At 62.8% G+C, this 23414-nt stretch carries 19 protein-coding genes and 2 pseudogenes; 7 read left to right on the plus strand and 14 right to left on the minus strand.

Annotation, left to right across the window (positions count from 1 at the left end; translation table 11 throughout):
- Both HDG39_RS30290 and HDG39_RS35950 read left to right on the plus strand, forming a co-directional pair.
- A pseudogene (locus tag HDG39_RS30290) lies at positions 1–94 on the plus strand (IS5/IS1182 family transposase); the annotation flags it as partial.
- A pseudogene (locus HDG39_RS35950) lies at positions 93–299 on the plus strand (MFS transporter); the annotation flags it as partial. The pseudogenes HDG39_RS30290 and HDG39_RS35950, both read left to right, overlap by 2 nt.
- Positions 300–741: 442 nt before the next feature.
- Here HDG39_RS35950 and oxlT read toward each other — a convergent pair.
- The 5 genes from oxlT to HDG39_RS30315 all read right to left on the minus strand — a co-directional run bounded on the left by oxlT (position 742) and on the right by HDG39_RS30315 (position 7402).
- The gene (gene oxlT, locus HDG39_RS30295) at positions 742–2031 is read right to left on the minus strand and encodes an oxalate/formate MFS antiporter (RefSeq protein ID WP_184011330.1); all 1290 of its coding nucleotides are present in this window, start codon (positions 2029–2031) and stop codon (positions 742–744) included.
- A 110-nt stretch (positions 2032–2141) separates the two neighbouring features.
- Entirely contained in the window at positions 2142–3710 is a 1569-nt protein-coding gene (locus tag HDG39_RS30300; protein WP_311667777.1) for a gamma-glutamyltransferase family protein, read from the minus strand.
- A 168-nt stretch (positions 3711–3878) separates the two neighbouring features.
- Positions 3879–4625, minus strand: coding sequence for a GntR family transcriptional regulator (locus HDG39_RS30305; protein WP_184011334.1), 747 nt, complete (start codon positions 4623–4625; stop codon positions 3879–3881).
- Positions 4626–4723: 98 nt separating this feature from the next.
- Positions 4724–5731, minus strand: a complete 1008-nt coding sequence (ltaE, locus tag HDG39_RS30310) for a low-specificity L-threonine aldolase (protein WP_184011335.1) — start codon at positions 5729–5731, stop codon at positions 4724–4726.
- Positions 5732–5818: 87 nt separating this feature from the next.
- A complete protein-coding gene (locus tag HDG39_RS30315) occupies positions 5819–7402 on the minus strand; it encodes a methyl-accepting chemotaxis protein (RefSeq protein ID WP_260328379.1) in 1584 nt (527 codons plus the stop codon).
- Here HDG39_RS30315 and HDG39_RS35360 point away from each other — a divergent pair.
- On the plus strand, positions 7289–7567 hold the full coding sequence (locus HDG39_RS35360) for a hypothetical protein (protein WP_260328380.1): 279 nt from the start codon (positions 7289–7291) through the stop codon (positions 7565–7567). The genes HDG39_RS30315 and HDG39_RS35360 overlap by 114 nt on opposite strands.
- A 312-nt stretch (positions 7568–7879) precedes the next feature.
- On the opposite strand, the gene HDG39_RS30320 is transcribed toward HDG39_RS35360, so the two are convergent.
- Positions 7880–8572 carry a TetR/AcrR family transcriptional regulator gene (locus HDG39_RS30320; protein ID WP_184011339.1) on the minus strand — a complete coding sequence of 231 codons (693 nt, stop codon included), beginning with the start codon at positions 8570–8572 and terminating at the stop codon, positions 7880–7882.
- 152 nt (positions 8573–8724) lie between these two features.
- Entirely contained in the window at positions 8725–9033 is a 309-nt protein-coding gene (locus HDG39_RS30325; RefSeq protein ID WP_184011341.1) for a putative quinol monooxygenase, read from the minus strand.
- A 253-nt stretch (positions 9034–9286) separates the two neighbouring features.
- On the opposite strand from HDG39_RS30325, the gene HDG39_RS30330 reads away from it, so the two are divergent.
- The 4 genes from HDG39_RS30330 to HDG39_RS30345 all read left to right on the plus strand — a co-directional run bounded on the left by HDG39_RS30330 (position 9287) and on the right by HDG39_RS30345 (position 16099).
- Positions 9287–9607 carry a DUF4148 domain-containing protein gene (locus tag HDG39_RS30330; protein WP_084754257.1) on the plus strand — a complete coding sequence of 107 codons (321 nt, stop codon included), beginning with the start codon at positions 9287–9289 and terminating at the stop codon, positions 9605–9607.
- Between the two features lie 661 nt (positions 9608–10268).
- On the plus strand, positions 10269–13460 hold the full coding sequence (locus tag HDG39_RS30335) for an efflux RND transporter permease subunit (protein WP_184011343.1): 3192 nt from the start codon (positions 10269–10271) through the stop codon (positions 13458–13460).
- Positions 13450–14637 (plus strand): efflux RND transporter periplasmic adaptor subunit, encoded by a 1188-nt coding sequence (locus HDG39_RS30340; RefSeq protein ID WP_184011345.1) that lies wholly within the window; start codon positions 13450–13452, stop codon positions 14635–14637. The genes HDG39_RS30335 and HDG39_RS30340 overlap by 11 nt, the downstream gene beginning before the upstream one ends.
- Positions 14630–16099 carry an efflux transporter outer membrane subunit gene (locus HDG39_RS30345; protein ID WP_184011346.1) on the plus strand — a complete coding sequence of 490 codons (1470 nt, stop codon included), beginning with the start codon at positions 14630–14632 and terminating at the stop codon, positions 16097–16099. The genes HDG39_RS30340 and HDG39_RS30345 overlap by 8 nt, the downstream gene beginning before the upstream one ends.
- Before the next feature lie 130 nt (positions 16100–16229).
- On the opposite strand, the gene HDG39_RS30350 is transcribed toward HDG39_RS30345, so the two are convergent.
- From HDG39_RS30350 to HDG39_RS30380, 7 genes are all read right to left on the minus strand, one after another.
- Complete coding sequence (locus HDG39_RS30350) at positions 16230–17246, minus strand: aldo/keto reductase (protein WP_184011422.1); 1017 nt, start codon at positions 17244–17246, stop codon at positions 16230–16232.
- Between the two features lie 189 nt (positions 17247–17435).
- A complete protein-coding gene (locus HDG39_RS30355) occupies positions 17436–18092 on the minus strand; it encodes an LbetaH domain-containing protein (RefSeq protein ID WP_184011348.1) in 657 nt (218 codons plus the stop codon).
- A gap of 114 nt (positions 18093–18206) precedes the next feature.
- Positions 18207–18989: a phosphonate ABC transporter, permease protein PhnE gene (gene phnE, locus HDG39_RS30360; protein ID WP_260328375.1), complete on the minus strand. Its 783-nt coding sequence runs from the start codon at positions 18987–18989 to the stop codon at positions 18207–18209.
- Between the two features lie 14 nt (positions 18990–19003).
- The gene (locus HDG39_RS30365) at positions 19004–19687 is read right to left on the minus strand and encodes a phosphonate ABC transporter ATP-binding protein (protein ID WP_239499177.1); all 684 of its coding nucleotides are present in this window, start codon (positions 19685–19687) and stop codon (positions 19004–19006) included.
- 173 nt (positions 19688–19860) lie between these two features.
- Positions 19861–20760, minus strand: a complete 900-nt coding sequence (locus HDG39_RS30370; protein ID WP_184011352.1) for a phosphate/phosphite/phosphonate ABC transporter substrate-binding protein — start codon at positions 20758–20760, stop codon at positions 19861–19863.
- A 65-nt stretch (positions 20761–20825) separates the two neighbouring features.
- Positions 20826–21959, minus strand: coding sequence for an alpha-D-ribose 1-methylphosphonate 5-triphosphate diphosphatase (locus HDG39_RS30375; protein ID WP_184011355.1), 1134 nt, complete (start codon positions 21957–21959; stop codon positions 20826–20828).
- A gap of 481 nt (positions 21960–22440) precedes the next feature.
- Complete coding sequence (locus tag HDG39_RS30380; protein ID WP_184011357.1) at positions 22441–23391, minus strand: SMP-30/gluconolactonase/LRE family protein; 951 nt, start codon at positions 23389–23391, stop codon at positions 22441–22443.
- Positions 23392–23414: the final 23 nt, after the last annotated feature.

The following is a 23414-nucleotide window of genomic DNA, read 5'->3' on the forward strand; positions in this document are numbered from 1 at the left end:
CTCCACCCGGTATGACAAGCTCGCTGACAGCTATCTCGTGTTCGCGTCCCTTGCCTGCTCGTTTGGGCCGCTTTTAAATGTGAACACGGCCTAGCATGTTGGCTACTTTCTCCGTGTTCGCAATCGGGTACGTGATCCGACCGCTTGGTGGAATTGTGCTCAGTAGCTGGGGCGACCGGTATCGCCGGCGTCCGGTGTTTCTCGGCTCAATCATTGCGGTCACGACCGCGACGATCTGTCTTGGTCTGCTGCCCAACTTTCAGAGCTGGGGCATGACCGCATCGATCCTGTTGATCTTAGCGTCCACCGGAGCAGGAATGAGCCGGAGGTCAAGAAACCAGGCGGGATCAGCGCGTTTTCGTTGAATGTCTCTTCACACTTGCGCAGCGGACTGCGCATTTCACCCGCCTATTGGTGGACGTAGATCGTCGGCAACCGCGCGACATTCGAATGTCGCGCGGTCGCCCCGACTGCAACGCTCCGCTCATGACACCGCCAGACCCACCCCCTGCGCCGTTCATCGCCACCGCCTTTGCTTCAGCGGACTCAAGCCCGACGGCTTTGTCCTGGACCGTTTGAGGACTTCGAGCCCGTCGAGTTCGGGCAGCATCACGTCAAGCAGATTCAGATCGTAGTCTTCACTGAGCGCAAGGAAGAAAAGCGGCCAATCGCGCGGCGCGCCCATGAAAGAGGCGCGCCACCTGGCAATTAGCCGTACAACGAACGAACGGCCAGTTGCCGTCAAACGCCGCGTGGTGCGGCAAGAAAACGGCGGCGCATCGGCTTGAGCACTGCAATCGCGAGCAATGCGGTAACGATGTCAAGCGTGATCGCCGCGCCGAACACCGGCAGCCAGCTACCCGCGTGCTGGTGCATCAACGCCGCCAGCGGGCCGCCCAGGATCGAGCCGATGCCCTGCGAAATGTAGAGCCAGCCATAGTTCTCCGTGGCGTGCCGCGTGCCGAACGTGTCGGTCAGCGTCGCCGGGAACAGCGAGAAGATTTCGCCCCAGCCGAAGAACACCACGCCCGAGAGCAACACGAACAGCACCGCGTTATCGCGCGTGAACAGCCACAGCGCCATCGCGACGCCTTCCAGGGCGAATGCGAAGAACATCGTGTTTTCGCGGCCGACTCTGTCGGACACCCAGCCGAACAGCGGCCGCGTGAGCCCGTTCGTGAAGCGGTCGATCGTCAACGCAAGCGGAAGCGCCGCCATGCCGAACACGAGCACTTTGGTCACGCCGAAATCGGCGGCGAAGGTGGCCATTTGCGACGTGACCATTAGACCGGAGGTCGACATCATCGTCATCATGGCGAACATCAGCCAGAAGATCGGCGTCCTGAGCGTCTGTGACGGGCGCAGATTAGCCACCGGCGAACCGGCGTCATTCACATTCGCGCCGGCGGCATCATGCGCGGGCGGCACACGCAAACCCTGCGATGCCAGCAGCCCCACCACCGCGAACGCGATGCCGAACATCCACAGCGTCGCGTCGACACCGCGCGCCTGCAACGACGCCGCGATCGGAAACGTCGTGACGATCGCGCCCATGCCATAGCCGGCGGCGACGGCGCCCGCCGCGAAGCCGCGCTGCGCCGGGAACCAGCGCACCATCAGCCCGACAACGCCGACATACACGATGCCCGTGCCAAGGCCGCCGATCACGCCATAGGTCAGATAGAGCATCGGCGCACTCTGCGCCTGCGATGCGAACACCCAGCTCAGGCCGGACATCGCCGTGCCGACCGAAATCAGCGTGCGCGGACCGAAGCGGTCGATCAGCTTGCCTTGAAACGGCGAAAAGAACGTCTGCAATATGATCAGCAGCGAGAACGTCACCTGCAGTTCAGGCAATGCGATGCCCAGTTTCGCGGCGAGCGGTTTGGTCATCAACGTCCAGACGTATTGCGGACTCGAGATCGCCATCATGCAGACGAGACCCAGCCCGAGTTGAATCCAGCGGTTATGCGTGGCGAGCGTCGAGACATTCTCGATACGCGGCGACATCGGTTGCAAGCGTGTACTCATGGTGTTCTCCGATTCCTGAGCGCATGCCAGCCGGCATGCGCGAAACGTGCGCCGTCCTCCGGGCCTGAACGGCCGGAACTGCAAGTCGTTTGGGTAAAAGCGCGCGGTGTCTACCAGCCCGCAGCGACCCCGTCACTGCGCGGATCGTAGCCCGCTTCGATTAATCCATCAGGATGCCGGACGATTGCGCCGGCATGCCCCATCGCTTCGTCGTAAGGCGCCATCATCTCGACCTCGTGCCCGAATGCGCTGAGCGCTGCCGCCGTGTGCGCGGCGAAGCGTGGTTCGAGCTTGAGCGTGTCGGTCGATTGGCCCCATGTACGGCCGAGCAGCCAGCGAGGCGCGTCGATCGCCGCCTGCGGATTCCAGCCGAAATTCGCGATGCGTGAAAACACGGCGCTTTGCGATTGGGGTTGTCCGTCTCCGCCCATGTTGCCGTACACCATCGTGCGGCCGTCGGCAAAGCGCGCCAGCGCCGGATTGAGGGTATGAAATGGCCTGCGCCGCGGCATCAGCGGATTGAGCGCGTGCTCGTCGAGCGAGAAACTGCAGCCGCGGTTCTGCCAGTTGATACCGGAGCCCGGCAGGACGATGCCGCTGCCGAACTCGTGATAAATGCTCTGGATGAAGCTGACCGCCACGCCCTCGCTATCCGTCACGCCTAGCCATACGGTGTCGCCCGGTCCGCGACCGGCTGGCCAGGGTGCGGCTCGCGTCGGCGAGACGCGCGCGGCCATCGCGTCGAGTGCGGCCGGTTCGAGCAGCGTGGCGGGATCGACCGTCATGTGATCTGGATCGGTGACGTGCGCGTCGCGAATCGCGAAAGCCAGCTTGGTTGCCTCGACGCACGCGTGGACGAACTCGGGCCCGAGCGGATCCATGTCTTTCGTCAGCACGCGGTCGAGAATGCCGAGAATGAGCAGCGACACGAGACCCTGTGTCGGCGGCGGCATGTTGTAGATCGTGCCGAGCGAGTGCTGCAGTGCGAGCGGCTTGCGCCAGCGCGCCTCGTGCCGTTCGAGATCGGCAAGCGCAAGCAGCGAGCCGGCGGACTGAAGATCGCTCGCGATGCTGCGCGCGAGATCGCCGCGATAGAAGTCATCGAGACCTGCTTCGGCGAGGCGCTCCAAGGTTGCGGCGAGACGCGGTGCGACGAAGCGCTCGCCCGCTGCCGGCGCGCGGCCGTCAGGGAGAAAGGTGTCCGCGAAACCGGCGATCGAGCTCAGTTCGGCGCGCCGGCTGGCGACACATTGAGCCTGGCTGCGCGTGACGGGCACGCCGGACTTCGCGTAGTGAACGGCGTCTTCGAGAAGACGCTTGACGGGCAGCTTGCCGCCGAGCGCGTCCCTCGACCAGCGGTGTGCGAGCTGCCACCCGGACACGGTGCCCGCGACCGTATTCGCGGCCAGCGGGCCGCGCGTCGGAATCGTCGTATATCCGCGGGAGCGGTACGCGTCGATCGTCGCAGCGAGCGCTGCCGCGCCGCAGGCCTCGATGCCCACCGGCTCCGCGCCGGGGCGCGAGATTAGCCAGAAGCCGTCGCCGCCAATGCTGTTCATGTGCGGATAGACGACTGCGATAGTCGCGGCAGCGGCAATCATGGCTTCGACGGCGTTGCCGCCGTCCCGCATGATGGCCAACGCGCTCTGCGCCGCGAGCGCGTTCGGCGCGACGGCCATACCGCGCGCGCCGCGTGTTGGATTCAGAAAACTAGATGACATAACTGACGGGGCTTTTGCTTGTATACATACCCGTCACGTATGCGAGAAGCATGCCAGCATGCGAGTCGGCGGCTCATGCGCGCCAGAGCAGGGGTTTCGCGCGACCCGGTGCTCACGGCGATGTCGCTACTTGGTGCCGCGCAACCTGGGTGGTGCATAGGGGACCGCGTTCGGCCCCATTGCAGTGCGTGCGCGTTGCAGGCGCTCCTCGGTCAAGGTGCGCACTTCAGCGCGGCTACCCTCGATATGGCGTGCGATCAACGCAACGCTACGATCCGTTTCGCGACGACGGATCGCATCGAGGATCGCCACATGTTCGTCGTAGGTTTCGTCGATGCAGTCGCCATACACGAGATCGAGCCGCCGCACGACGCGGATGCGATCGGTCACGCGCTGCATCGCATTCGTCAGCTCGGCGTTATCGGCAGCCTGCACGAGAGCGTGATGAAATGCTTCGTCGAGCGCGACCATCTCGCGGCCGTCACGCCGACGATGAGCAGGTGGAATCTTCCAGATTTGTTCGAGCTGACCGAGCATCCGTGCGACGCCTTCGGAGAGCTCCCCTTCGGCACTCGCAAGCTTCGAGACAGCAAAGGTTTCAATCAGCTTGCGCATTTCATACAGGTCTTCGAAGCGCTTGAAATCGACCGGCACGACTTCCCAGCCGCCGCGCACATAACCGCGCATCAGGCCGTCGCCTTGCAGGCGCTGCAAGGCCTCGCGCGCGGGCGTGCGGGACACGCCGAAGCGCTCGGCGATGCTGCCTTCCGTCACGCGGTCGCCGGGCAGCAGGCGCATATCGAAGATATCTTCGCGTACGCTGACATAGACATGGTCAGCCCGCGAGGGAGAAATGCCGGTGACGTCGTTCACGCTTGGAACCTGAGTTGGCGAGTATCGGGGCTGAGATTATTGTCCAACCTGAACGCGCCATGTCAACACGCAATGAAAAAACCGGCATCGCGCAAACATCAGCCGCGAGCGAAATACGCCTTTACAGCGGACAGAAACGTATCGATGTCCGCGCGCGAGACGTCCTTATGTGTCGCAAAACGCGACGCATACAGCATCTGCGTGAGAATGCCCCGTTCCTTGAGCCACGCTTCGAGCGGAGCGCAATGTTCTTGCGGAAACTGCGCGAACACCATGTTGGTCGCGTGTGACTGTACCGTCACCTGATCGATCCGCGCGAGACCCTCGGCAAGATGTTGGGCGTTGGCGTGATCGTCCGCGAGCCGCACGACGTTGTGATCCAGCGCGTACAGACATGCCGCCGCCAGCACGCCCGACTGCCGCATGCCGCCGCCCAGCACTTTGCGCCAGCGATGCGCTGCGCCGATCAGCGCCTCGCTGCCGAGCAGCACCGAGCCGACCGGCGCGCCCAGTCCTTTGGAGAAGCAGATCGACACCGAATCGAAGGGCGCACACAGCGCCGCCAGCGATTGGCCCGAAGCCACCGCGGCGTTAAACACGCGTGCCCCGTCGAGGTGCGTCGCAAGCCCGCGCTGACGAACCAATTCGACCGCACGCGCCACGTAGTCCGCGGGCAGTACTTTGCCTCCAATCGTGTTCTCGAGCGCGAACAGACGCGTGCGCGCGAAATGATCATCGATCGGCTTGATGGCGGCCGCAACCTTATCGAGCGGCAAGGTGCCGTCAGCGGCGTTTTCCAGCGGCTGCGGCTGAATGCTGCCGAGCACCGCCGCGCCGCCGCCTTCGTATTTATAGGTGTGCGCCAGTTGGCCGACGATGTATTCGTCGCCACGCGCGCAATGCGCCATCAAGGCCGCAAGATTGCATTGCGTTCCAGTCGGAAAGAACAGGCCGGCTTCCTTGCCGGCGCGTTCGGCGAGCATGGCCTGCAGACGCAGCACAGTCGGATCGTCGCCCCACACATCGTCGCCCAACTCGGCGGTTGACATCGCGGCGAGCATCGGCTGGTCCGGACGGGTCACGGTATCGCTGCGCAAATCGATCATGTGCTGCTCCTCAGAGTGGCGGGCGCATCGCGCCTGCGGCGCGGACGACCTGGATTGAATTGAAAATCGTGCTATGCCGCCCTGCGCTCACGAGTAGCTGCTGGTGAGCGAAAGCGCCGGGTTGCGCGCAGTTGCATCGCGCTGCTGTAGGCCCGCCGATTTCAGCTCCGAACCGCGCTCGGCATCGACGGAAAAGAGATTGACCGCGCTAAGCAGAATCTGCGCTTGCCGGTTCAAAGCGTCCGCGGCAGCACCCGATTGCTGGACCAGCGCAACATTCTGTTGCGTGCCATGCTCGAGGCTCGCGATCATCTCCCGGACTTCGCCGATATGAAGCGTTTGTTGCTGACACGCGTCGTGGATTTCGCTCATGATGCCCGTGACGCGCGCCGACGAATCAACGACCGCGGAGATAGTCGAGCCCGCGGCGTCAACCTGGGCGGCGCCGTCTTTCACGCGAGCGTCGCTCGTCACGATCAGTTGCCGGACCTCCTTCGCCGCTTCTGCGCTACGTTGCGCGAGCAGCCTGACCTCGCCGGCCACCACGGCAAAACCGCGTCCCTGGCTACCGGCACGCGCGGCCTCGACCGCCGCATTCAGCGCGAGGATGTTGGTCTGGAACGCGATCCCGTCGATGACTGAGATGATCTCCGCGATGCGCGCCGACGACGCCCTTATCCCATGCATCGTCTCCACCACCCGGCCGACCGCCATGCCGCCTTGCCCAGCCGTTTCCGAGGCGTGCCTGGCAAGCTCGTCCGCGTGTCCCGCGTTCGCAGTGTTGGTGGCCACGCTGGCATCGAACTCCTTGAGCGCGCCGGTGGCCTGCTCGAGCGCGCTGGCCTGGAGCTCGGTGCGCGCGCCAAGATCGGCATTGCCGGCGGCAATCGCGTGACTCATGCCGGCGACTGCATCGGCGCCATCGCGCACCTGTCCCACGATGTCCGCGAGCGCTTCTCTCATCCGCACGACAGTCGCCATCACGCTAGCCGTATCGCCGGTGCGCAACCCGGCGCGCTGGGAAAGATCGCCGCGCCGGATCGCATCGGCGAACGCGATCAGCTCACGCGGCTCCGCGCCGAGCGAGCGGCCGATGTTGCGCACGACAAGCACCGCAACGCCAACACCGATCACGCACGCAAGTCCGGTTAGCGCAAGCATCATCAAGCGGAAATCGACGCTTATCTGGCGTGCCTCGGCACCGCCCTGCCGGTTCAGCGCTTCCTGAAAGTCGATCAACTGGTTGATTGCCGCGAGCCACTCGACCAGCGCGGGGCGCGCTTGCTGGAGCAGCACGGTGCGCGCCCCTTCGGTGTCGCCGGAGGTTTGCCGTGCAATCACCTCGTCGATAAACGGCGTGGCCTTGTTGCCCGCATCGATCACGCGCGAATAGATAGCGCGCTCGGCTGCGGCGATGTCGGTGCGCTGCGCGTAGACGGCGGCAAGCGGCTTTGCCGCCTCGTCATAATCCGCCGCGAGTTGCCGGATATGCGCGACGACGGCCGGCAGCTCATCATGCGATACGAGAGTGACATCGCGCACGGCGATTGACCGGTCATGAACGCTACCGCGAAAGTTGATGGCGTACCGTTCCTTGACGCCGTTCACGTCGATGATCTGATCGAGTCGTTGCCGCACGGACTCGACGCGTGTGATGGCGATGACCGTCAGCGCAACGAGGGCGAAGAGGACGATGCCGAAGCCGGCAACCAACTGGGTGCGGACACGCAAACCCGCCGTAGTCCTCATGGATTCACCTTTTTCGTGAGAGATGCATTATTTGTTGCGCGTGTCTCGGCTGTTTCAAAGACGGCGGCCGCGGACAGCGTGCAATGACTCGCGGCCTGACATATCGCCCGAAACGCCACCAGGATGCGCGATGGCATTGTGCCGAGGCGCAGGCCGTTCGGGAAATTGGTTTGTCTCATGGCGACGATTGCGAACGGTTATGACGCAGCCGCCATGCGCAAGCCAAACACAGCTCGAACGGGAGACGGCGCGGACACAATGAGCAGCCCCAGGGCGCCTGCGCGGCAATGCAGCCCAATTTCGCAGGATTATATCGTCGCTTGACGACTTGCGCTGGAGACGACACAGACGGTCGCAGCGATAACACCGGCGAACCGCCCTGCGCCGACTCGCAATGCGTTATAACGCAGGCAGCAGGCTCGGCAGGCTCGTCAGGAAGGCGCGCACGTGCATGGCAATCACCGCTTCGGCGGGCGTGCTGTTTTCGTTCGAATAGATGCGGCGGCGAATCGCCAGATGAGACACGGCGCCATGTAACAGCCAACCCACTTCGCCCAGTTGAGCCGGGTCGACAGGCATGCGTAGACCCAGTTCATGCGCGGTCTCGGTGACGATGATTTCGAGCGCATGGCTGACGATCGCGTTCGTATAGGCCGGCGCCATTTGCAGGCCCTCGAGCGACGAGTAAAGGAAAAGCCTCAGCCAGCGGCGCGTCAAAAGCGTGTCATAGTACTCGCGATAAAAGCGGTTGAGTCGGCTTTCAATCGGCACACTTCGGTCTTGCAACTGAACAAACCAGATTGCGTCGAAGATTCCGACGACTTCCCGCTTGTAGACTTCGTCAATCAAAGCGGCCTTGCTCGGGAACAGGCTATATAACAAGCGTTGCGATACGCCGCAGGCTTCCGCGATGGCGCGGGTCTGCGCGCCCAGACCATGCTCCGCGAAATACTCCGCGGCCTTCTCCAGCACGCGCGCCTGACGCTCTGCGCGCGGCAAACGCTGCGGCGCTTTTTTCATCGGCCGCTTGACAGCGACGCGCTCGGCGCCGGTTCCACGGTTCGGCTTCTCGATAGTCCCTTTGTTCTTCATAACTCCCTGCGCTGTCGGATTATCGCTGATGTCATCAGATGACGATTTATGTTTTCATAAAAGTATACACGCAGGCAGCGTGATTGGAAGTCGGCGTGGCGGCGCCCATATTGGCCTGCCCAGCCAATTGCGGACCGCCAGAAACGCTCTCTTTAGCAAGCCTGAAGCACGTTGATGACGCGGCTCACGAGCAACGGGCGCGTATTGTGTCCATATTCGGCCATATGCGTTGAGGCCCCATGCGCCCTCAACGCTTCAGCGCTCTGCCAGCGCTCGATGACAGCGAACGTATCTTTGCCGAGCGGTGTCTGAAGCGTCCCGAACTCCGGTACGTCGATGACGGCCTCGTAGCTGATGCACCCCTCTTCGGCCAACACCGCCGGACGGTTCTGGTTGAAAAGTGCCAACACGGCCTCGCGTTGACCGGGCTGGGCAGTGATTGTGGCAATGACATGGATCATCTGGGTACTTCTCCTTTCCTGTTTCGGCGCCGATCGCCGCATGAAATCATAGCCGCGTTGACGTACGCTTGCTGACAGGTTCTCGCTCCTGCCTATCTGAACATGACAGCGGCGTAATGCAGAGGTCAGCCTCGCGTCACGCCATCTGCGGACAATACACGTTACTCACCCTTGCGGCGGTGGCGCGGCGACACCCGAGGCTGCATTCATCGCGTGTGAAGCTGACTATATTTAACGTGACAGGTAATTCACCATGAAGACTCTGATCTATGCAGCGTTGGTTGCCAACGCACTCGTCGTCCCCGCGGTCTCTTTTGCACAGGACTCCACTGCCCCGCTGACGCGTGCCGAAGTGCGCGCCGACCTGGTGCAAATGGAACAGGCGGGGTATCGCCCGGGCCTCAAGGATCTGCACTATCCCACCGATGTTCAGGCTGCGGAGGCACGTATTCATGCGCAGGATGCCACGACGCCGAGCAGCACGGCGGTCGGCGGAGTGTCGATGAACGGCTCCTCGCGGTCGGGTGCGCCATCGACGACCACAGGGACTCACTCAATCTACTTTGGTCACTGATGGTCTCGATCTGCACTGAATCCGGCCCCGGGTCCGGGGCCGGGGCCCGCATCGCGTGACTTGCGCAACGGCTGCCAGCGGTCGTTGGACGCTTACCGCGGCTCAACGCTTTGAAGGCACGCTGTCAGCATTCCTCTTCACACCTTCATGCGCATGTCATTCGTGAATTGTCGCTTGACTCTCCCGTTAAGGCGATCTTCACGGGAGGTAAGTGACGATCATTCTGAACGATACGCGTAATAACGCGAAGACCTCGTCTTCAGAATGGAGTCAACCCTTTGAATGCCGTCTGAAAGGAGGCACGAGAACCCTCGATGGCCTCTCAAACAATTGGTAATAAAAAACTCCAACGCTTTAGTCTTCGCTGGAAATCACGCTAGTTCGCCTCCGTCCGAATCTTGCCGAGCATCACTCCATCCCGCATGGACAAGGTCTTCCCGATATGCGCAGATAGAAAGAAATTGACTCGCCTGGCATTCAAACGTTGCCGGGATGCTATTTCTCCGTCTGCAGGAATCCAGAGCGTTGTGTACATTCGCACTTTGGTTGCGTTTGGGAACACCCGACATAGGTCACAAAGCAATCATCCTCGTTGCGAACATCTTCCTGCGCCAGATCTCTGCAAGATGCTCTTGCGTTTCCCCCAAGCCCTGGAATTCTCATGCTCGGTCTAGTTCGTATCGCGCTCCGACGACCCTACACTTTCGTCGTCCTGGCAATCTTCATCCTCATCATCGGGCCACTGTCGGCGATGAAGACGCCCACCGACATTTTCCCCGATATCAGAATCCCGGTGATCAGCGTGGTGTGGCAATACACGGGGCTGCCGCCCGACCAGATGGTCGGCCGGATCACATCGCCGTTCGAACGCACGCTGACTACCACCGTGAACGATGTCGAACACATCGAGGCAGAATCGGTCGCTGGTTTCGGGATCATCAAGATCTTCTTCCAGCCGGGCGTGAATATCAGCACGGCGAACGCGCAAGTGACCGCGGTCGCGCAAACTCAGTTGCGGCAGTTGCCCGCGGGCACTACGCCACCGCTGATCCTCAATTACAACGCGTCGACCGTGCCAATCATCCAGTTGGCGCTATCGGGCAAGGGGCTGTCCGAGCAGAGGCTGGGCGACCTCGGTCTGAATGCGGTGCGTCCCATGCTCACGACTGTCGCCGGTGCGTCGGTTCCCTACCCGTTCGGCGGCAAGACGCGCCAGGTGCAGATCGACATTGATCCTGCGGCACTGCAGGCGCGCGGTTTGTCCGCGCAGGACGTCGCCAATGCGCTGGCGGGTCAGAACCTGATCACGCCGGTCGGCACGGAAAAGATCGGCGACTACGAATACACGCTGCAACTCAACAATGCGCCCTCGGAAATCAAGGCCCTGGGCGATCTACCGGTCAAGGCCGCCAATGGCACGACGGTCACTATTCGTGACATTGCGAATGTTCGCGACGGCAGTCCGCCGCAAACCAATATCGTCCATGTGAACGGCCGGCGCTCGGTGCTGATGTCGGTTCTCAAGAACGGCTCGGTTTCGACGCTCGGGATCATCTCGGGCATCAAGCAGCAAATCGCCAACGGGAAAGCGTCGTGGCCCGATAACCTGAATGTCGAACCGATCGGCGACCAGTCGATCTTCGTGCGCGCAGCCATCACCGGTGTGGCACGTGAAGGCGTGATCGCGGCCGTGCTCACCAGCCTGATGATTCTGCTGTTCCTCGGCAGCTGGCGTTCGACGATCATCATCGCAACCTCGATCCCACTGGCCATTCTCGGCTCGATCGCCACGCTCTCCGCACTAGGCGAAACCTTGAACATCATGACGCTCGGCGGTCTTGCGTTAGCGGTGGGGATTCTTGTCGACGATGCGACCGTGACGATCGAGAACATCAACTGGCACCTCGAGCACGGCAAGGAGGTGGAGACCGCTATCCTCGATGGCGCCGCGCAGATCGTCACACCCGCGTTCGTTTCCCTGCTGTGCATCTGCATCGTGTTCGTGCCGATGTTCTTCCTGAACGGCGTGGCGCGCTTCCTGTTCGTGCCGATGGCGGAGGCCGTCATTTTCGCGATGATCTCGTCGTTCATCCTCTCGAGAACCCTCGTGCCGACAATGGCCAAATACCTGCTGAAACCGCATGCGCAGGGTGAGCATGCCGATGCGGCGCGACGTCCGGGTCCGCTCGGACGCTTCCAGCGCGGCTTCGAAGCGCGCTTTGAAAAGATGCGTGGCGCGTATCGCGGATTACTCGAACTCGCGCTGAACCATCGGCGTCCGTTCGTCAGTTGCTTCCTCGGCTTCGTCGCGCTCTCGTTCGCCCTGGCGCCCTTGCTCGGCCGCGACTTCTTCCCGGCGGTCGATGCCGGGCAGATCCTGATGCATGTGCGCGCACCAGTCGGGGTTCGCGTCGAAAAGACCGCGCAGATATTCGCGCATGTCGAAGGCGCGATCCGCCAGATCATCCCGCCGTCCGACCTCGGCACGGTGGTCGACAATATGGGTCTGCCGGTCAGCGGCATCAATACCGCATACAACAACACCGGGACGGTCGGTTCGCAGGATGGCGACATCCAGATTGCACTGAACGAAGGGCATCGTCCGACCGACGGGTATGTCCGCATGATGCGCGAAAGATTGCCGCGGGAATTCCCGGGGGTCACGTTCTCTTTCCCACCGGCGGACATCATCGGCCAGATCCTTAACTTCGGCTCGCCGGCGCCGATCGACCTGCAGATCCGCGGCAACAACCTGAACGCCAACTACGCGTATGCAGACCGTCTGCTGCGCGCGGTCCGCGACGTGCCCGGCGTGGTCGATGCACGGATCGCGCAGTCGCACGGCAACCCCACCTTCAACGTCGATGTCGACCGCACGCGTGCACAGTTGCTCGGCATCACCGAGCGCGATGTGACGAACAGCATGGTGGTGAATCTCGCAGGTTCGAGCCAGGTGGCGCCCACGTACTGGCTGAACAACGCGAACGGCGTGTCGTATCCGATCGTGATGCAAACGCCGCAATACAGTCTCGATTCACTGGCAGCATTGCAAAATCTGCCGATCACCGCCAGCGGCGGAGGCACCGCCCAGATCCTCGGCGGCCTGGCAACGGTCGAGCGCTCCACCAGCAACGAAGTCGTCAGCCAATACAACATCCAGCCCATGGTCGAGATCTTCGCGACCACCCAGGACCGCGATCTCGGCGCGGTGTCGGCCGATATCCAGCGCATCGTGCACCAGAACGCCAGCACCTTGCCGAAGGGCTCGAGCGTCGCGCTGCTGGGTCAGGTGCAGACGATGAACAGCGCCTTTGCCGGCATGTTGTTCGGCCTGCTTGGCGCAGTGGTGCTGATCTATCTGCTGATCGTCGTCAATTTCCAGTCGTGGGCCGATCCGTTCGTGATTGTGAGCGCATTGCCGGCGGCGCTGGCGGGCATCGTCTGGATGCTGTTCGCGACGCACACGACGCTCTCCGTACCCGCACTCACTGGCGCGATCATGTGCATGGGGGTGGCGACCGCCAATTCGATTCTGGTCGTCAGCTTCTGCCGCGAACGTCTCGCCGTCCATGGCGATCCGTTCAAGGCGGCGCTCGAAGCGGGCTTTACGCGCTTTCGCCCGGTGCTCATGACCGCGCTATCCATGATCATCGGCATGGCGCCGATGGCGCTCGCCCTCGGCGAAGGCGGTGAGCAAAACGCGCCGCTCGGTCGCGCCGTTATCGGCGGTTTGATGTTTGCCACCACGGCTTCGCTGTTCCTGGTCCCCGTCATCTTCTGTATCGTTCACGCGCGCCCCGGGCGCGCGGCGACCCCAGCACCCGTCCCGGGAGGTCCTGCCTATGTCGTCTGAATCCGCTTTCCCCACTAACACGCCATCGCGCCGTCCGCTTCGGGTTGCGGGCGTGATCGGCCTGCTGGTCGCCTTAGGCATCGTCGTTGGCGGTGTCGCGCTGCGAGCCGTCGACGCCCGCAAGCTGAAAACCTGGACCGAGGCTCAGGCCATACCGACAGTCAATCTGATCCAGCCCATGCGCGATCCCAACGGCCCTTCACTGCAACTGCCCGGCCGGCTCGAAGCGTTTACACGGGCGCCGATTTTCGCGCAGGTCAGCGGCTATCTGAAATCATGGAACGTCGATATTGGCGCGCCGGTCAAGGCGGGTCAGGTGCTCGCCGAAATCGAAACACCCGAGCTTGATCAGCAGCTCCTTCAGGCTCGCGCCGATCTGCAGAGTGCGCAGGCGAATGCCGTCGTAGCGGGTACGACGGCGAAGCGCTGGGAGGCGCTAAGCGGCACCGATTCCGTGGCCCAGCAGGACGTCGACCAACGCATTGCCGATTACACCGCGAAGGAGGCGATCGTGGCGGCCGCGAAGGCCAACGTCGATCGCCTCGTCGCGACGAAGGCCTTCGCGCGGATCGTCGCGCCGTTCGACGGCGTGGTGACCGCGCGCGACACCGACGTTGGCGCGCTGGTGAACGCCGGTAGCGGCGGCGTCGGCCAGGAGCTGTTCGCGGTCTCCGAAGTCAAGCAGTTGCGTGTGTATGTTCAGGTACCGCAGAACTACGCTCCGGCGATCCACGACGGCACGACCGCGACCTTGACCGTTCCCGAGTACGCCGACCAGCAGTTCACCGCGCGCGTGATTGCAGCGGCAGACTCCGTCAATTCGAGTTCGGGGACGACGCTCGTGCAGTTGCTGGTCGACAATGCCAACGGCAAGCTGCTGCCGGGCGGTTTCGCCAGCCTGAAATTCACGTTGCCCGCGTCCGCCGACTCACTTCGGGTGCCGGCTAGCGCGCTCGTGTTCGATAGCCGCGGCGTCGTGGTCGCCACGCTCGGTGCGAACGGTCACGTACTGTTCAAGCAGGTGAAGATCGACCGCGATCTGGGCGACTCGGTGGAGATCGGCTCGGGACTCGCCGCCAGCGATCGCGTGATCGATACGCCGCCCGACGGACTCGCCGACGGCGACGGCGTCCAGGTTGCGCCGGCCACTGACAGGAAGGCGGCCGCACATGGTTAAGCCTGGACGGGTCGCGCTTTTAACGGGCGTCCTGGCGCTCTCCGCCTGCTCGCTCGCGCCGCAATATCAGGTGCCTTCGGTGCCGATAGCGGCGCAATACAAAACCGTTGGTCCCTGGACCGCCGCTCAGCCTGCTGACCGGATAGACCGTAACGGCTGGTGGAAAATATATGGCGACGCGCAACTCGACGATCTCGAAACGCGTCTGCTGGCCAACAACACCGATCTGCGCGCCTCGTACGCGCACTATGCGCAAGCGCAGGCTTTCGTCGCGCAGGTCGCGTCGGGACTGTATCCGACCATCAGCGCAAGCGCCGTGCCGCAGCGCGTTCGCCAGTCCGACAACCGGCCGTTGCGCGTGGGCGGCCCGAACGACTACAACTCCGTCACGCTCGGCGCCGAAGTCAATTACGACCTCGACCTGTGGGGCCGCGTGCGTGACTCCGTGGTGGCCGGCAAGGATGAGGCTCAGGCGACCAAGGCCGATCTGGCTTCGGTGAAACTGAGCCTGCAAGTGGCACTCGCGGACAATTACATCAGTTTGCGGGGGCTCGACCAGCAGACCGAGCTGCTGAACGAGACGGTCATGGCGTATGCGAAGGCGCTGCAACTCACGCAGACGCTGCATGACAGCGGCATCGTAGCGGGCCTCGACGTTTCGCGGGCTCAAACGCAATTGTCGTCGGCGAAGTCCCAGTTGTCGCAGAATCTCGCGCAACGAGCGCTCATCGAACACGCGATTGCCGTGCTGGTCGGCACTTCCGCGTCCGAATTCAGCCTGCCGCAGCAGACTGCCGCCATCGCGTTGCCGGCGATTCCGACCGGCCTGCCCTCGACGCTGCTGCAACGTCGCCCCGACGTCGCAGCAGCGGAGCGCCGGGTTGCCGAGGCCAATGCAAAGATTGGCGTCGCGCGCGCGGCCTATTTCCCGGACATCACGCTGAGCTTGCAGGGTGGTGTGCAAAGCGCCGCCTATGCTGGACTGGTTAGCGCGCCCAATCTGTTCTGGGCGATTGGCCCGCAGCTCGTGCAATACGTCTTCGACGGCGGTTACCGTCGTGCGCAGCTCGACGCCGCGAAGGCGGCAACCGAGGAAGCCGGAGACCGCTACCGCAGCGTGGTTCTGTCGGCATTCCAGCAGGTCGAGGACAACCTTTCGCTGCTGTCGTATCTCGGCACCGCGCTTGGCGAGCAAAAGGATGCCGCGAATGCCGCGCAGTACTCGGTCGATCTGGCGTTGCGTCAATATCGGCAGGGCACTGTAGGTTACCTCGATGTCGTGCAGGCGCAGACCGTCGCACTCGAAGCACAACGCAGCGTGCTCGATATCCAGACACGCCAGCTAAGTGCCAACGTGCAACTGCTGCATGCACTGGGCGGCGGATGGTCGAGCGATGAACTCGCCCAAGTGGCTGCTACGCCGGCACTCGTCGCGACAACGATGGCGCACGGCGCAAATTGAAGGCCTGCACAGGGCGCAACCGGGAGGGTGACCCGGTTGCGCACGCTGTCGATAGCACGCGTAGCAGTCCGATGTGGCGGAACCTCTTCGGAATGCCGCGACTCTGGAAATTCTCCTGTGCGTGTCCGGCTTACGAACCGTGACGGGGAATCCGCCCAAAGAAAAGATGCTTGGGATCATTGAAGCCGGGCGTCGAAGGGTGGCCCGTCGTGACGAGCGAGTCGACGAAGTCTTCGTCTTCGGCGCTCAGGCGATAGCTCAGGGCTGGTAGATAATCGTCCCATTGCGCCACGGTGCGTGGTCCGGCGATGGTCGAACTGATATAGCTACTGTTGAGCACCCACGCGAGGGCGAATTGCCCCGCACTCAATCCACGCGCCTCTGCATGCTCGCGAACGCGCCGTGCCAGCTCCAATGACTCGGGCCGCCATTCGGCCTGCTGCAAGCGGCGGTCGCCGCGCCCTGCCCGCGTATCCGCCGGGGGCGTTACGCCCAATTCATACTTGCCGGTCAGCACGCCACGGGCGAGTGGGCTGTACGAAATCACGCCGAGGCCATAACGGTGCGCGGCTGTCAGCTGCTCGGCCTCGGCCTGCCGATTCGCGAGGTTGTAGAGCGGCTGACTGGCTACCGGGGCAGCGAGACCCAGTGCCTGGGCGGTATGACTGAATTCGGCGATCTTCCATGCGCGATGGTTCGACAGGCCGTAGTAGCGCAATTTGCCGGCCTGGACCAGATCATTTAGCGCGCGCACCGTTTCGTCGACCGGCGTGTCGTGATCTTCAGCGTGGAGGTAAAGCACATCGATATAGTCCGTCTTCAGGCGCTTGAGGCTGGCCTCAACGGCTCGCACCATGTGTTTGCGCGACGCGCCGCGCGCATTGACGTCACCATCGCCGAATGGACTGGCAAATTTGGTCGCCAGCACCCAGCGATCGCGCCGAGCGGCGATGCAACGCCCGACGACACGCTCCGATTCACCGCCAGCGTAGACGTCGGCGGTATCGATCGAGTTGACGCCTTGTTCATGCGCCTGGTCGACGATGCGTGCCGCGGTTGCTTCGTCGGTCGGATCGCCGAACAGCATCGTCCCAAGCGTCAGCGTCGAAACCTTGAGGCCGCAGCGGCCAAGTTGGCGAAATTCCATATGAGACTGTTCCGTTAATTTGAAGGATCTAACCTGGGAATTCCACGTGACACATCCATAGAAACGGGCACGTCGAGACCAGGCGATTGAAGCGAGGACAGTTGGCACACTCGTCCGGTCAACGCACCATTAGGGGCGTGCAAGGCTCCGCCGTCGCGGAGAAACGGCCGCTTTGCCATTCATTCACTTTTACCCGTCGTACTTCTCCACGAACTCGGCCGCCGTGAGCCCACGAAAATCGGCCAATGCCGCGTCGATGTGCTCGGCGCTCCAGTCCCACCAGGCTATCTGCTGCATGCGCTCCGAGGTGCGCGCGTCGACGCGAAAACGCAGCACCCGCGCCGGCACCCCGACGACGATCGCGAACGGCGGTACGTCCTTGGTCACAACGGCTCCTGAGCCGACCGCGGCGCCAGTGCCGATCGTCACGCCGGGCATGATGATGGCATCGTGGCCGAGCCACACGTCGTGACCCACCTCGACTGGCTCCTGCGCCCGCCACTGGAAGATGTCAGCGTCGTCGTCGAGAGACAATCCGTACGATCGGGAGCGATAGGTAAAGTGATGGTGGGTCGCACGCCACGAAGGATGATTGGGCGGGTTGATGCGTACGCCGGTGGCGATATTGGCGAACTTGCCAATGAGTGCGTGGGCGATCTGATTGTCACCCATCGCATAGCCGTAGTCGCCGATGACGGATTCGGCGACATGGCTGCGCGGACCGAGATAGGTGTAACGGCCAAAGTCGCTGGCGCGAACTACCGCCGTTGGATGGATTTCCGGATGTTCCGACAGAACGCGACCGAGCGCCCACGGATCGACGCCGACGCCATGATTGATCAACATATCGATTCTCGTGCTTCAATGATGAGGAGAGCCTTGGGCCGCCGGCTGCGCACTTCCCATGACGATCGCGTCAAGGCATGAAGAGCGACGCCGACGCAGGTGAGCGACCCGCGTTCAGGTGACACGGCTGCGCAGGTAAGCGGAGACGCGTTCGGCACAGACGACCAGGACGAAGGTGGCGATCAACAGGAACGACACCGTCTGGTACTGGAACAGGTTCATTGCGGTCAGCAACTGGAAGCCGATTCCGCCTGCTCCGACAAAGCCGAGCACGAGCGACGAGCGCAGGTTTTCGTCGAAGCGGAACAGCCCAATGCCGAGCAGCGAGGGCAACACGCCCGGCACGACAGCATGGCTTAACACCTGCAGGCGCCCTGCACCGGTCAGCGTCAACGCTTCGACGGGGCCCATATCCATGTCTTCGATTACTTCCGCGAACAGCCGCCCAAGCATGCCGACCGAATGGACCGCAAGCGCAAGTGCGCCCGGAAACGGCCCCAGCCCGACCGCCGTGACGAACAACAGTGCCCAGACCAGATCGGGCACTGCCCGGGTGACGCCGATCAGCGCGCGCGCGGCGTAGTACAGGGGCAGCGCCGGTGTGACATTCGCGGCCGCCAGAATCGACAGCGGAAAGGCGAGCAGCACCCCGAACACCGTGCCGAAAACCGCCAGGTCAATTGTTTCGAGAACCGGCCACAAGTTCGGGACGAACTGATCGAACGCCGGCGGCACGGCGCGCGAAACAATGTCGACCATACCGTGGGCACCGGTAACCAGATCCTGCGGACGGGCCTGGACGACGATCCACGCCTGCACAAACAGCGCGAACAGCACGACGGCGGCACACACCGACCAGATGGTCCGGCCACCCGACGAGCCCGTCGATGCGCGCATTTCAAGAACCTTGCTCATGACGCCTCGGCCAAATAAAGGCTCGCGATCTGTTGACGGGAGACGGCCGACGCCGTCCGATCGAATTCAAGCAGGCCGCCGCGCAGACCGATCAGTCGGTCGGCATATCGCGTCGCCAGTTCGGGCTGGTGCAGTACGCACACCACCGCGAGACCGTCGTCGTCGGCGAGGCGGCGCAGCAGCCGCATGACTTCGTCAGCCGCTTCGGGGTCCAGACTGGCGACCGGCTCGTCGGCGAGCAAGACGTGAGGACGTTGGGCCAGCGCACGGGCCACCGCCACGCGCTGCGCCTGTCCGCCCGAAAGCGTGCCGGCGCGCTGGCGCGCCAGATGCAGCAAGCCGACCTCGTCCAGATAGGACAACGCCGGATCGATCTCCTCGCGAGGTACCCGACCCAGCGCGGTTGCCAGCGTCCGGTGTCGGCCGAGCGCGCCGCAGCAGACGTTCGCCAGCACGCTACGCCGCTTCACGAGATTGGCGTTCTGCGAGATCAACGCAAGCGGCAGACGCGCCTCACGCAAAGCTTTGCCGGACAGTGCGGCGAGATCGCGCCCAGCCACCTCGACCGACCCGGCGGTCGGCCGATTCAGTCCGACCACGCACTTCATGAAGGTCGACTTGCCGCTGCCATTGCTGCCCAGCACCACGACCAGCTCACCGGCGCGGACCGACACATTCATGCCGCGCAGCGCAGTGTGGCCATTTGCGTAACGCATCGTCAGATCACGGACAGCCAGCTTTACGCCGGGCCCACGCGTCGTATGGAGTGCTGTTCCGGGTAGGCTCGACGCGCCGGCTGAAAACCGGCTCGCCGAATCTATCGGGACGCCACCCGAGGTGCTGGACAGAGTGCTCACAGTTTTGCCAGGTCGATGTGAAGAGTCGAAACCAGATCGCGGATCTGGTTATAAGCGGCGTCCGTTTGCGGCACCGTCTTCAGCTCCGGGTTCTGGTTCGATGCCAGGAACTTCTGATCGGCTTCCGGCAATTGGCGTAGATCGAGCGAACTCAGCACACTGGCCAGACGGGCCTTGAAATCCGCCGGCAAGTCGCCGCGCACGGCCAGCGGGTCGAGCGGAATCGGTTCCGATCGCCACAGCGTCACGTAAGCCGCAGGATCGAATTCGTTGTGTAGCTTGGCGCTGGCGATTTCTTCGCTGTTCAGCTCCCCCGCTTCGACCTTGTGGTTGCGCAGCGCCTCGAACGACGCCGTGTGGCTGCCCGCGTAGACCGCTTTTACGCCCTTGTCCGGATCGATGCCGTTCTTGCTCAGACCGAAGGCGGGAAACAGATGGCCGGACGTCGACGCCGGATCGGCGTAAGCGAACGAGCGACCCTTGGTGTCGCCCAGCGTCTTGATGCCCGAGCCGGGCCACGTGACGATGGAGGCGTAGTAAGTGGCCGGCTTGCCCTGCTCGCCGGCGAACGTGGCGACGGCTTCAGCGTGCGCGACCTGGTGCGCGAGCACGTAGCCGAGGGGACCGAATTCGCCGAATTCGAGCTTGTTGTTGCGCATTGCCTCGATCTCGGCGTTATAGCTGGTCGCGACGTAGAGTTGCACCGTGCAGCCGAGCTTGTCGCCGATCATCCTGGCGAGATCCGTATAGACCGGCAGCATGCGCTGAGCCGATTCGTAAGGTTCGACACCAAAGCGAACCACGCCATCGTTCGGACACGTACCCGCTGCATGTGCGGTAACGGAGACTAAACTCACGGCCAGAGCTGCTGCAGATAAAAATTTGGAGACCTTCATATTTTCCTCAATTTATGTTTCATACAGACCAGGCGACTCAACAACGGATTGCTTTGTTCCGGGCATCAGACAATGCGCTCGCCCGCCCGATATGTCGCGCGAGGCACAGGCAGCGCATCGTGCATCCGCACGCGCACAAAGTCGGCACGCAAACCGGGGGCGATGGCGCCGCGGTCGTCCAACCCCACTGCGCGTGCGGGTTCCGCGGATACCGTTGCCATCGCGCGCGGCAGCGTCCAGCCGGCCTTGCCGACCAGTTCGAAAGCGGCGGTCAACAGGCTCGAAGGCACGTAGTCAGAGGACAGGATGTCGAGCAGTCCGGCTTGCGCAAGTTCGATTGCCGAGACGTTGCCCGAGTGCGATCCGCCTCTTACGACGTTGGGCGCGCCCATAATCGTTGCGATGCCGTGTTCGCGCGCGGCTTGCGCGGCGATGCGGGTGGTGGGGAATTCCGCCAGGACGATGCCTTCGGCCGCTGCCTGTTCAACATGCTCGATTACGGTGTCGTCGTGGCTCGCCACCGGAACGCCGAGCTCCATGCAGCGCGCAACAATCTCGCGACGGTGCCGGTCGGCGAAACGTTCCTGTCCGTCTGAAAGGTCAGCAATCACTGCGGCGAAGTGTTCGTCGGTCAATTTGCCGTGCCGTTCCTGCCAGCGACGCCATTGATCCCGATCGTGCCATTGGCGCTGGCCCGGCGTGTGATCCATCACCGAAGCGAGCCGCAGCAATGGATGCGTGCACAGTGAATCGAATACATTCACGACGTCGGGGGCGGCGATTTCGCAGCGCAGGTGGAGGAAATGCTCGGCACGCAGCAACTCGCACGCGGACAGGCGCGCGAGTGCCTCCACGCACTGCGTCTGAAGATCCCGGCTGTGCATGTCGACATCCGAACGCGCGCCGATCCTGAGCGAATCGAATACGGTTGTGATGCCCGCCGCGGCCACCTGTGCGTCATGAATCACAAACGCCGCGTCGATATTCCATCTCACGCCCGGCCGCGGCGCCAGATGCTTCTCCAGATTGTCTGTGTGTAGTTCGACCAGGCCCGGCAACAGATAGTCACCGTTCCAGTCTTCGGCTTCGGCCGCCGACGTCGTGCCCCGTTCAAGGTCGACGATGAAGCCGTTTTCAATCCGCAAGGTTCCCGTAAATTCCTCGTCCCGCGTGACGACGCGAGCGTTCCTGATCAGCATCGACATGCTCCGTACGTGTGTCCGTTTTAGCGTGCTGCTGTACGACGCAGCGTTAGTTGTGATTCGAAGCGATGAGTCGTGCTGTTGCGTTTGCGATCTCGGCGCTCGTGCTTCATGGGCGTTTCCTGCCGGCCCAGAAAGCGCTGGCTAGTGGTGTTTTCGTCTAAACGTCTAGATGTTTAGGGAAAGATCCAACCCGCCGATTCCGCGAGCACGCCCGTAATGGGTTCATCACGGCCCGCGCTCTACCATGCACGACTGCGAATTCATTTCACCCGACCGGAATGACAAGACCATGACAGCGACCGACAACAAACACCGAGCGTTTCAATCGAGCGCGGAGTAAACGTTGTAATGGGGCGGCAGATCGAACAGATTCTTGATTGACGAGGTGGTCACGGGCATCGCAAGTGGACGCCATTCGTCGTCGATGAGCATCGAGGGCAGTCGCAACGCTGAAGCTGGCTGCCTCAACACTGGTTCAGGTTGGGACGGCCGCCTTGGCATCCACGTAAAGCGCGTAGAGCGACTGGCCGGCGGCCATGAACAGGCGGTTGTGCGCCGCGCCGCCAAAGCACAGGTTCGCACAGCGTTCAGGCAGCGCGATGCGGCCGATGGCCTCGCCGTCCGGTGCGAACACCATCACGCCGTTCAACGTCGGTCCTGTACCCCAGCCGGCCCACAGGTTGCCGTCGGTGTCGCAGCGGAAGCCATCCGGCGCGCCGTGCTCGCCGCCGTCGACAAAGATGCGGCCGTTGACGAGGCGTCGGCCATCCTCGACGTCGTACGCCCGGATGCGTCTTGGCGTGGATCCGGACTCGACAATGTAGAGGCGGCTTTCATCCGGCGAAAAACAAAGGCCGTTCGGATTGGCGATGTCGCCAGCGACGATCTCTGCTTCGCCGGAGCGCGGGTCCAGGCGGTAGACCTGGGTTGGCAGTTCGGACTCCCCCCTGACACCCCCGTAATCACTCAGAATTCCAAAGGTCGGGTCAGTGAACCAGATGCTGTCGTCGCTCTTGACCACGACGTCATTGGGCGAGTTGAGCCGCTTGCCGTCGAAACGGTCCATGAGAATGGTCAGGATGCCGTTGTACTCGGTGCGCGTCACCCGGCGGTTGCCATGCTCGCAGGTGATCAACCGCCCCTGGCGGTCACGCGTGTTGCCGTTGGCGAAACCCGACGGCCTGCGAAACACCGCAACCGCACCGGTTTCTTCATCCCATCGCATGATGCGGTTGTTCGGAATATCGCTCCATAGAAGGTAGCGGCCGTCGCCGAACCACACGGGCCCTTCACCAAAGCGCATTCCAGTCGCAAGGCGCTCCACTGCGGCATTGGTGATGCGATATTTCAGAAAGCGCGGATCGAGGACCTCCACCGACGGATCGGGATAGGTTTCGCTCTGTCGCCACCTTGGAATCTCTACCATCTCCAATCTTCCACTTACGATTT

The sequence above is a fragment of the Paraburkholderia lebeckiae genome, assembly GCF_014201005.1.
Classification (GTDB): Bacteria; Pseudomonadota; Gammaproteobacteria; order Burkholderiales; family Burkholderiaceae; genus Paraburkholderia; species Paraburkholderia tuberum.

What these genes read in the sequence shown, in the direction of transcription:
- oxlT (WP_184011330.1), bottom strand. Translation starts at nt 2,031, where the DNA reads ATGAGTACACGCTTGCAACCGATGTCGCCGCGTATCGAGAATGTCTCG.
- HDG39_RS30300 (WP_311667777.1), bottom strand. Translation starts at nt 3,710, where the DNA reads ATGGCCGTCGCGCCGAACGCGCTCGCGGCGCAGAGCGCGTTGGCCATC.
- ltaE (WP_184011335.1), bottom strand. Translation starts at nt 5,731, where the DNA reads ATGATCGATTTGCGCAGCGATACCGTGACCCGTCCGGACCAGCCGATG.
- HDG39_RS35360 (WP_260328380.1), top strand. Translation starts at nt 7,289, where the DNA reads ATGAACGCTACCGCGAAAGTTGATGGCGTACCGTTCCTTGACGCCGTT.
- HDG39_RS30320 (WP_184011339.1), bottom strand. Translation starts at nt 8,572, where the DNA reads ATGAAGAACAAAGGGACTATCGAGAAGCCGAACCGTGGAACCGGCGCC.
- HDG39_RS30325 (WP_184011341.1), bottom strand. Translation starts at nt 9,033, where the DNA reads ATGATCCATGTCATTGCCACAATCACTGCCCAGCCCGGTCAACGCGAG.
- HDG39_RS30330 (WP_084754257.1), top strand. Translation starts at nt 9,287, where the DNA reads ATGAAGACTCTGATCTATGCAGCGTTGGTTGCCAACGCACTCGTCGTC.
- HDG39_RS30335 (WP_184011343.1), top strand. Translation starts at nt 10,269, where the DNA reads ATGCTCGGTCTAGTTCGTATCGCGCTCCGACGACCCTACACTTTCGTC.
- HDG39_RS30340 (WP_184011345.1), top strand. Translation starts at nt 13,450, where the DNA reads ATGTCGTCTGAATCCGCTTTCCCCACTAACACGCCATCGCGCCGTCCG.
- HDG39_RS30345 (WP_184011346.1), top strand. Translation starts at nt 14,630, where the DNA reads ATGGTTAAGCCTGGACGGGTCGCGCTTTTAACGGGCGTCCTGGCGCTC.
- HDG39_RS30350 (WP_184011422.1), bottom strand. Translation starts at nt 17,246, where the DNA reads ATGGAATTTCGCCAACTTGGCCGCTGCGGCCTCAAGGTTTCGACGCTG.
- HDG39_RS30355 (WP_184011348.1), bottom strand. Translation starts at nt 18,092, where the DNA reads ATGTTGATCAATCATGGCGTCGGCGTCGATCCGTGGGCGCTCGGTCGC.
- phnE (WP_260328375.1), bottom strand. Translation starts at nt 18,989, where the DNA reads ATGCGCGCATCGACGGGCTCGTCGGGTGGCCGGACCATCTGGTCGGTG.
- HDG39_RS30365 (WP_239499177.1), bottom strand. Translation starts at nt 19,687, where the DNA reads ATGAATGTGTCGGTCCGCGCCGGTGAGCTGGTCGTGGTGCTGGGCAGC.
- HDG39_RS30370 (WP_184011352.1), bottom strand. Translation starts at nt 20,760, where the DNA reads ATGAAGGTCTCCAAATTTTTATCTGCAGCAGCTCTGGCCGTGAGTTTA.
- HDG39_RS30375 (WP_184011355.1), bottom strand. Translation starts at nt 21,959, where the DNA reads ATGCTGATCAGGAACGCTCGCGTCGTCACGCGGGACGAGGAATTTACG.
- HDG39_RS30380 (WP_184011357.1), bottom strand. Translation starts at nt 23,391, where the DNA reads ATGGTAGAGATTCCAAGGTGGCGACAGAGCGAAACCTATCCCGATCCG.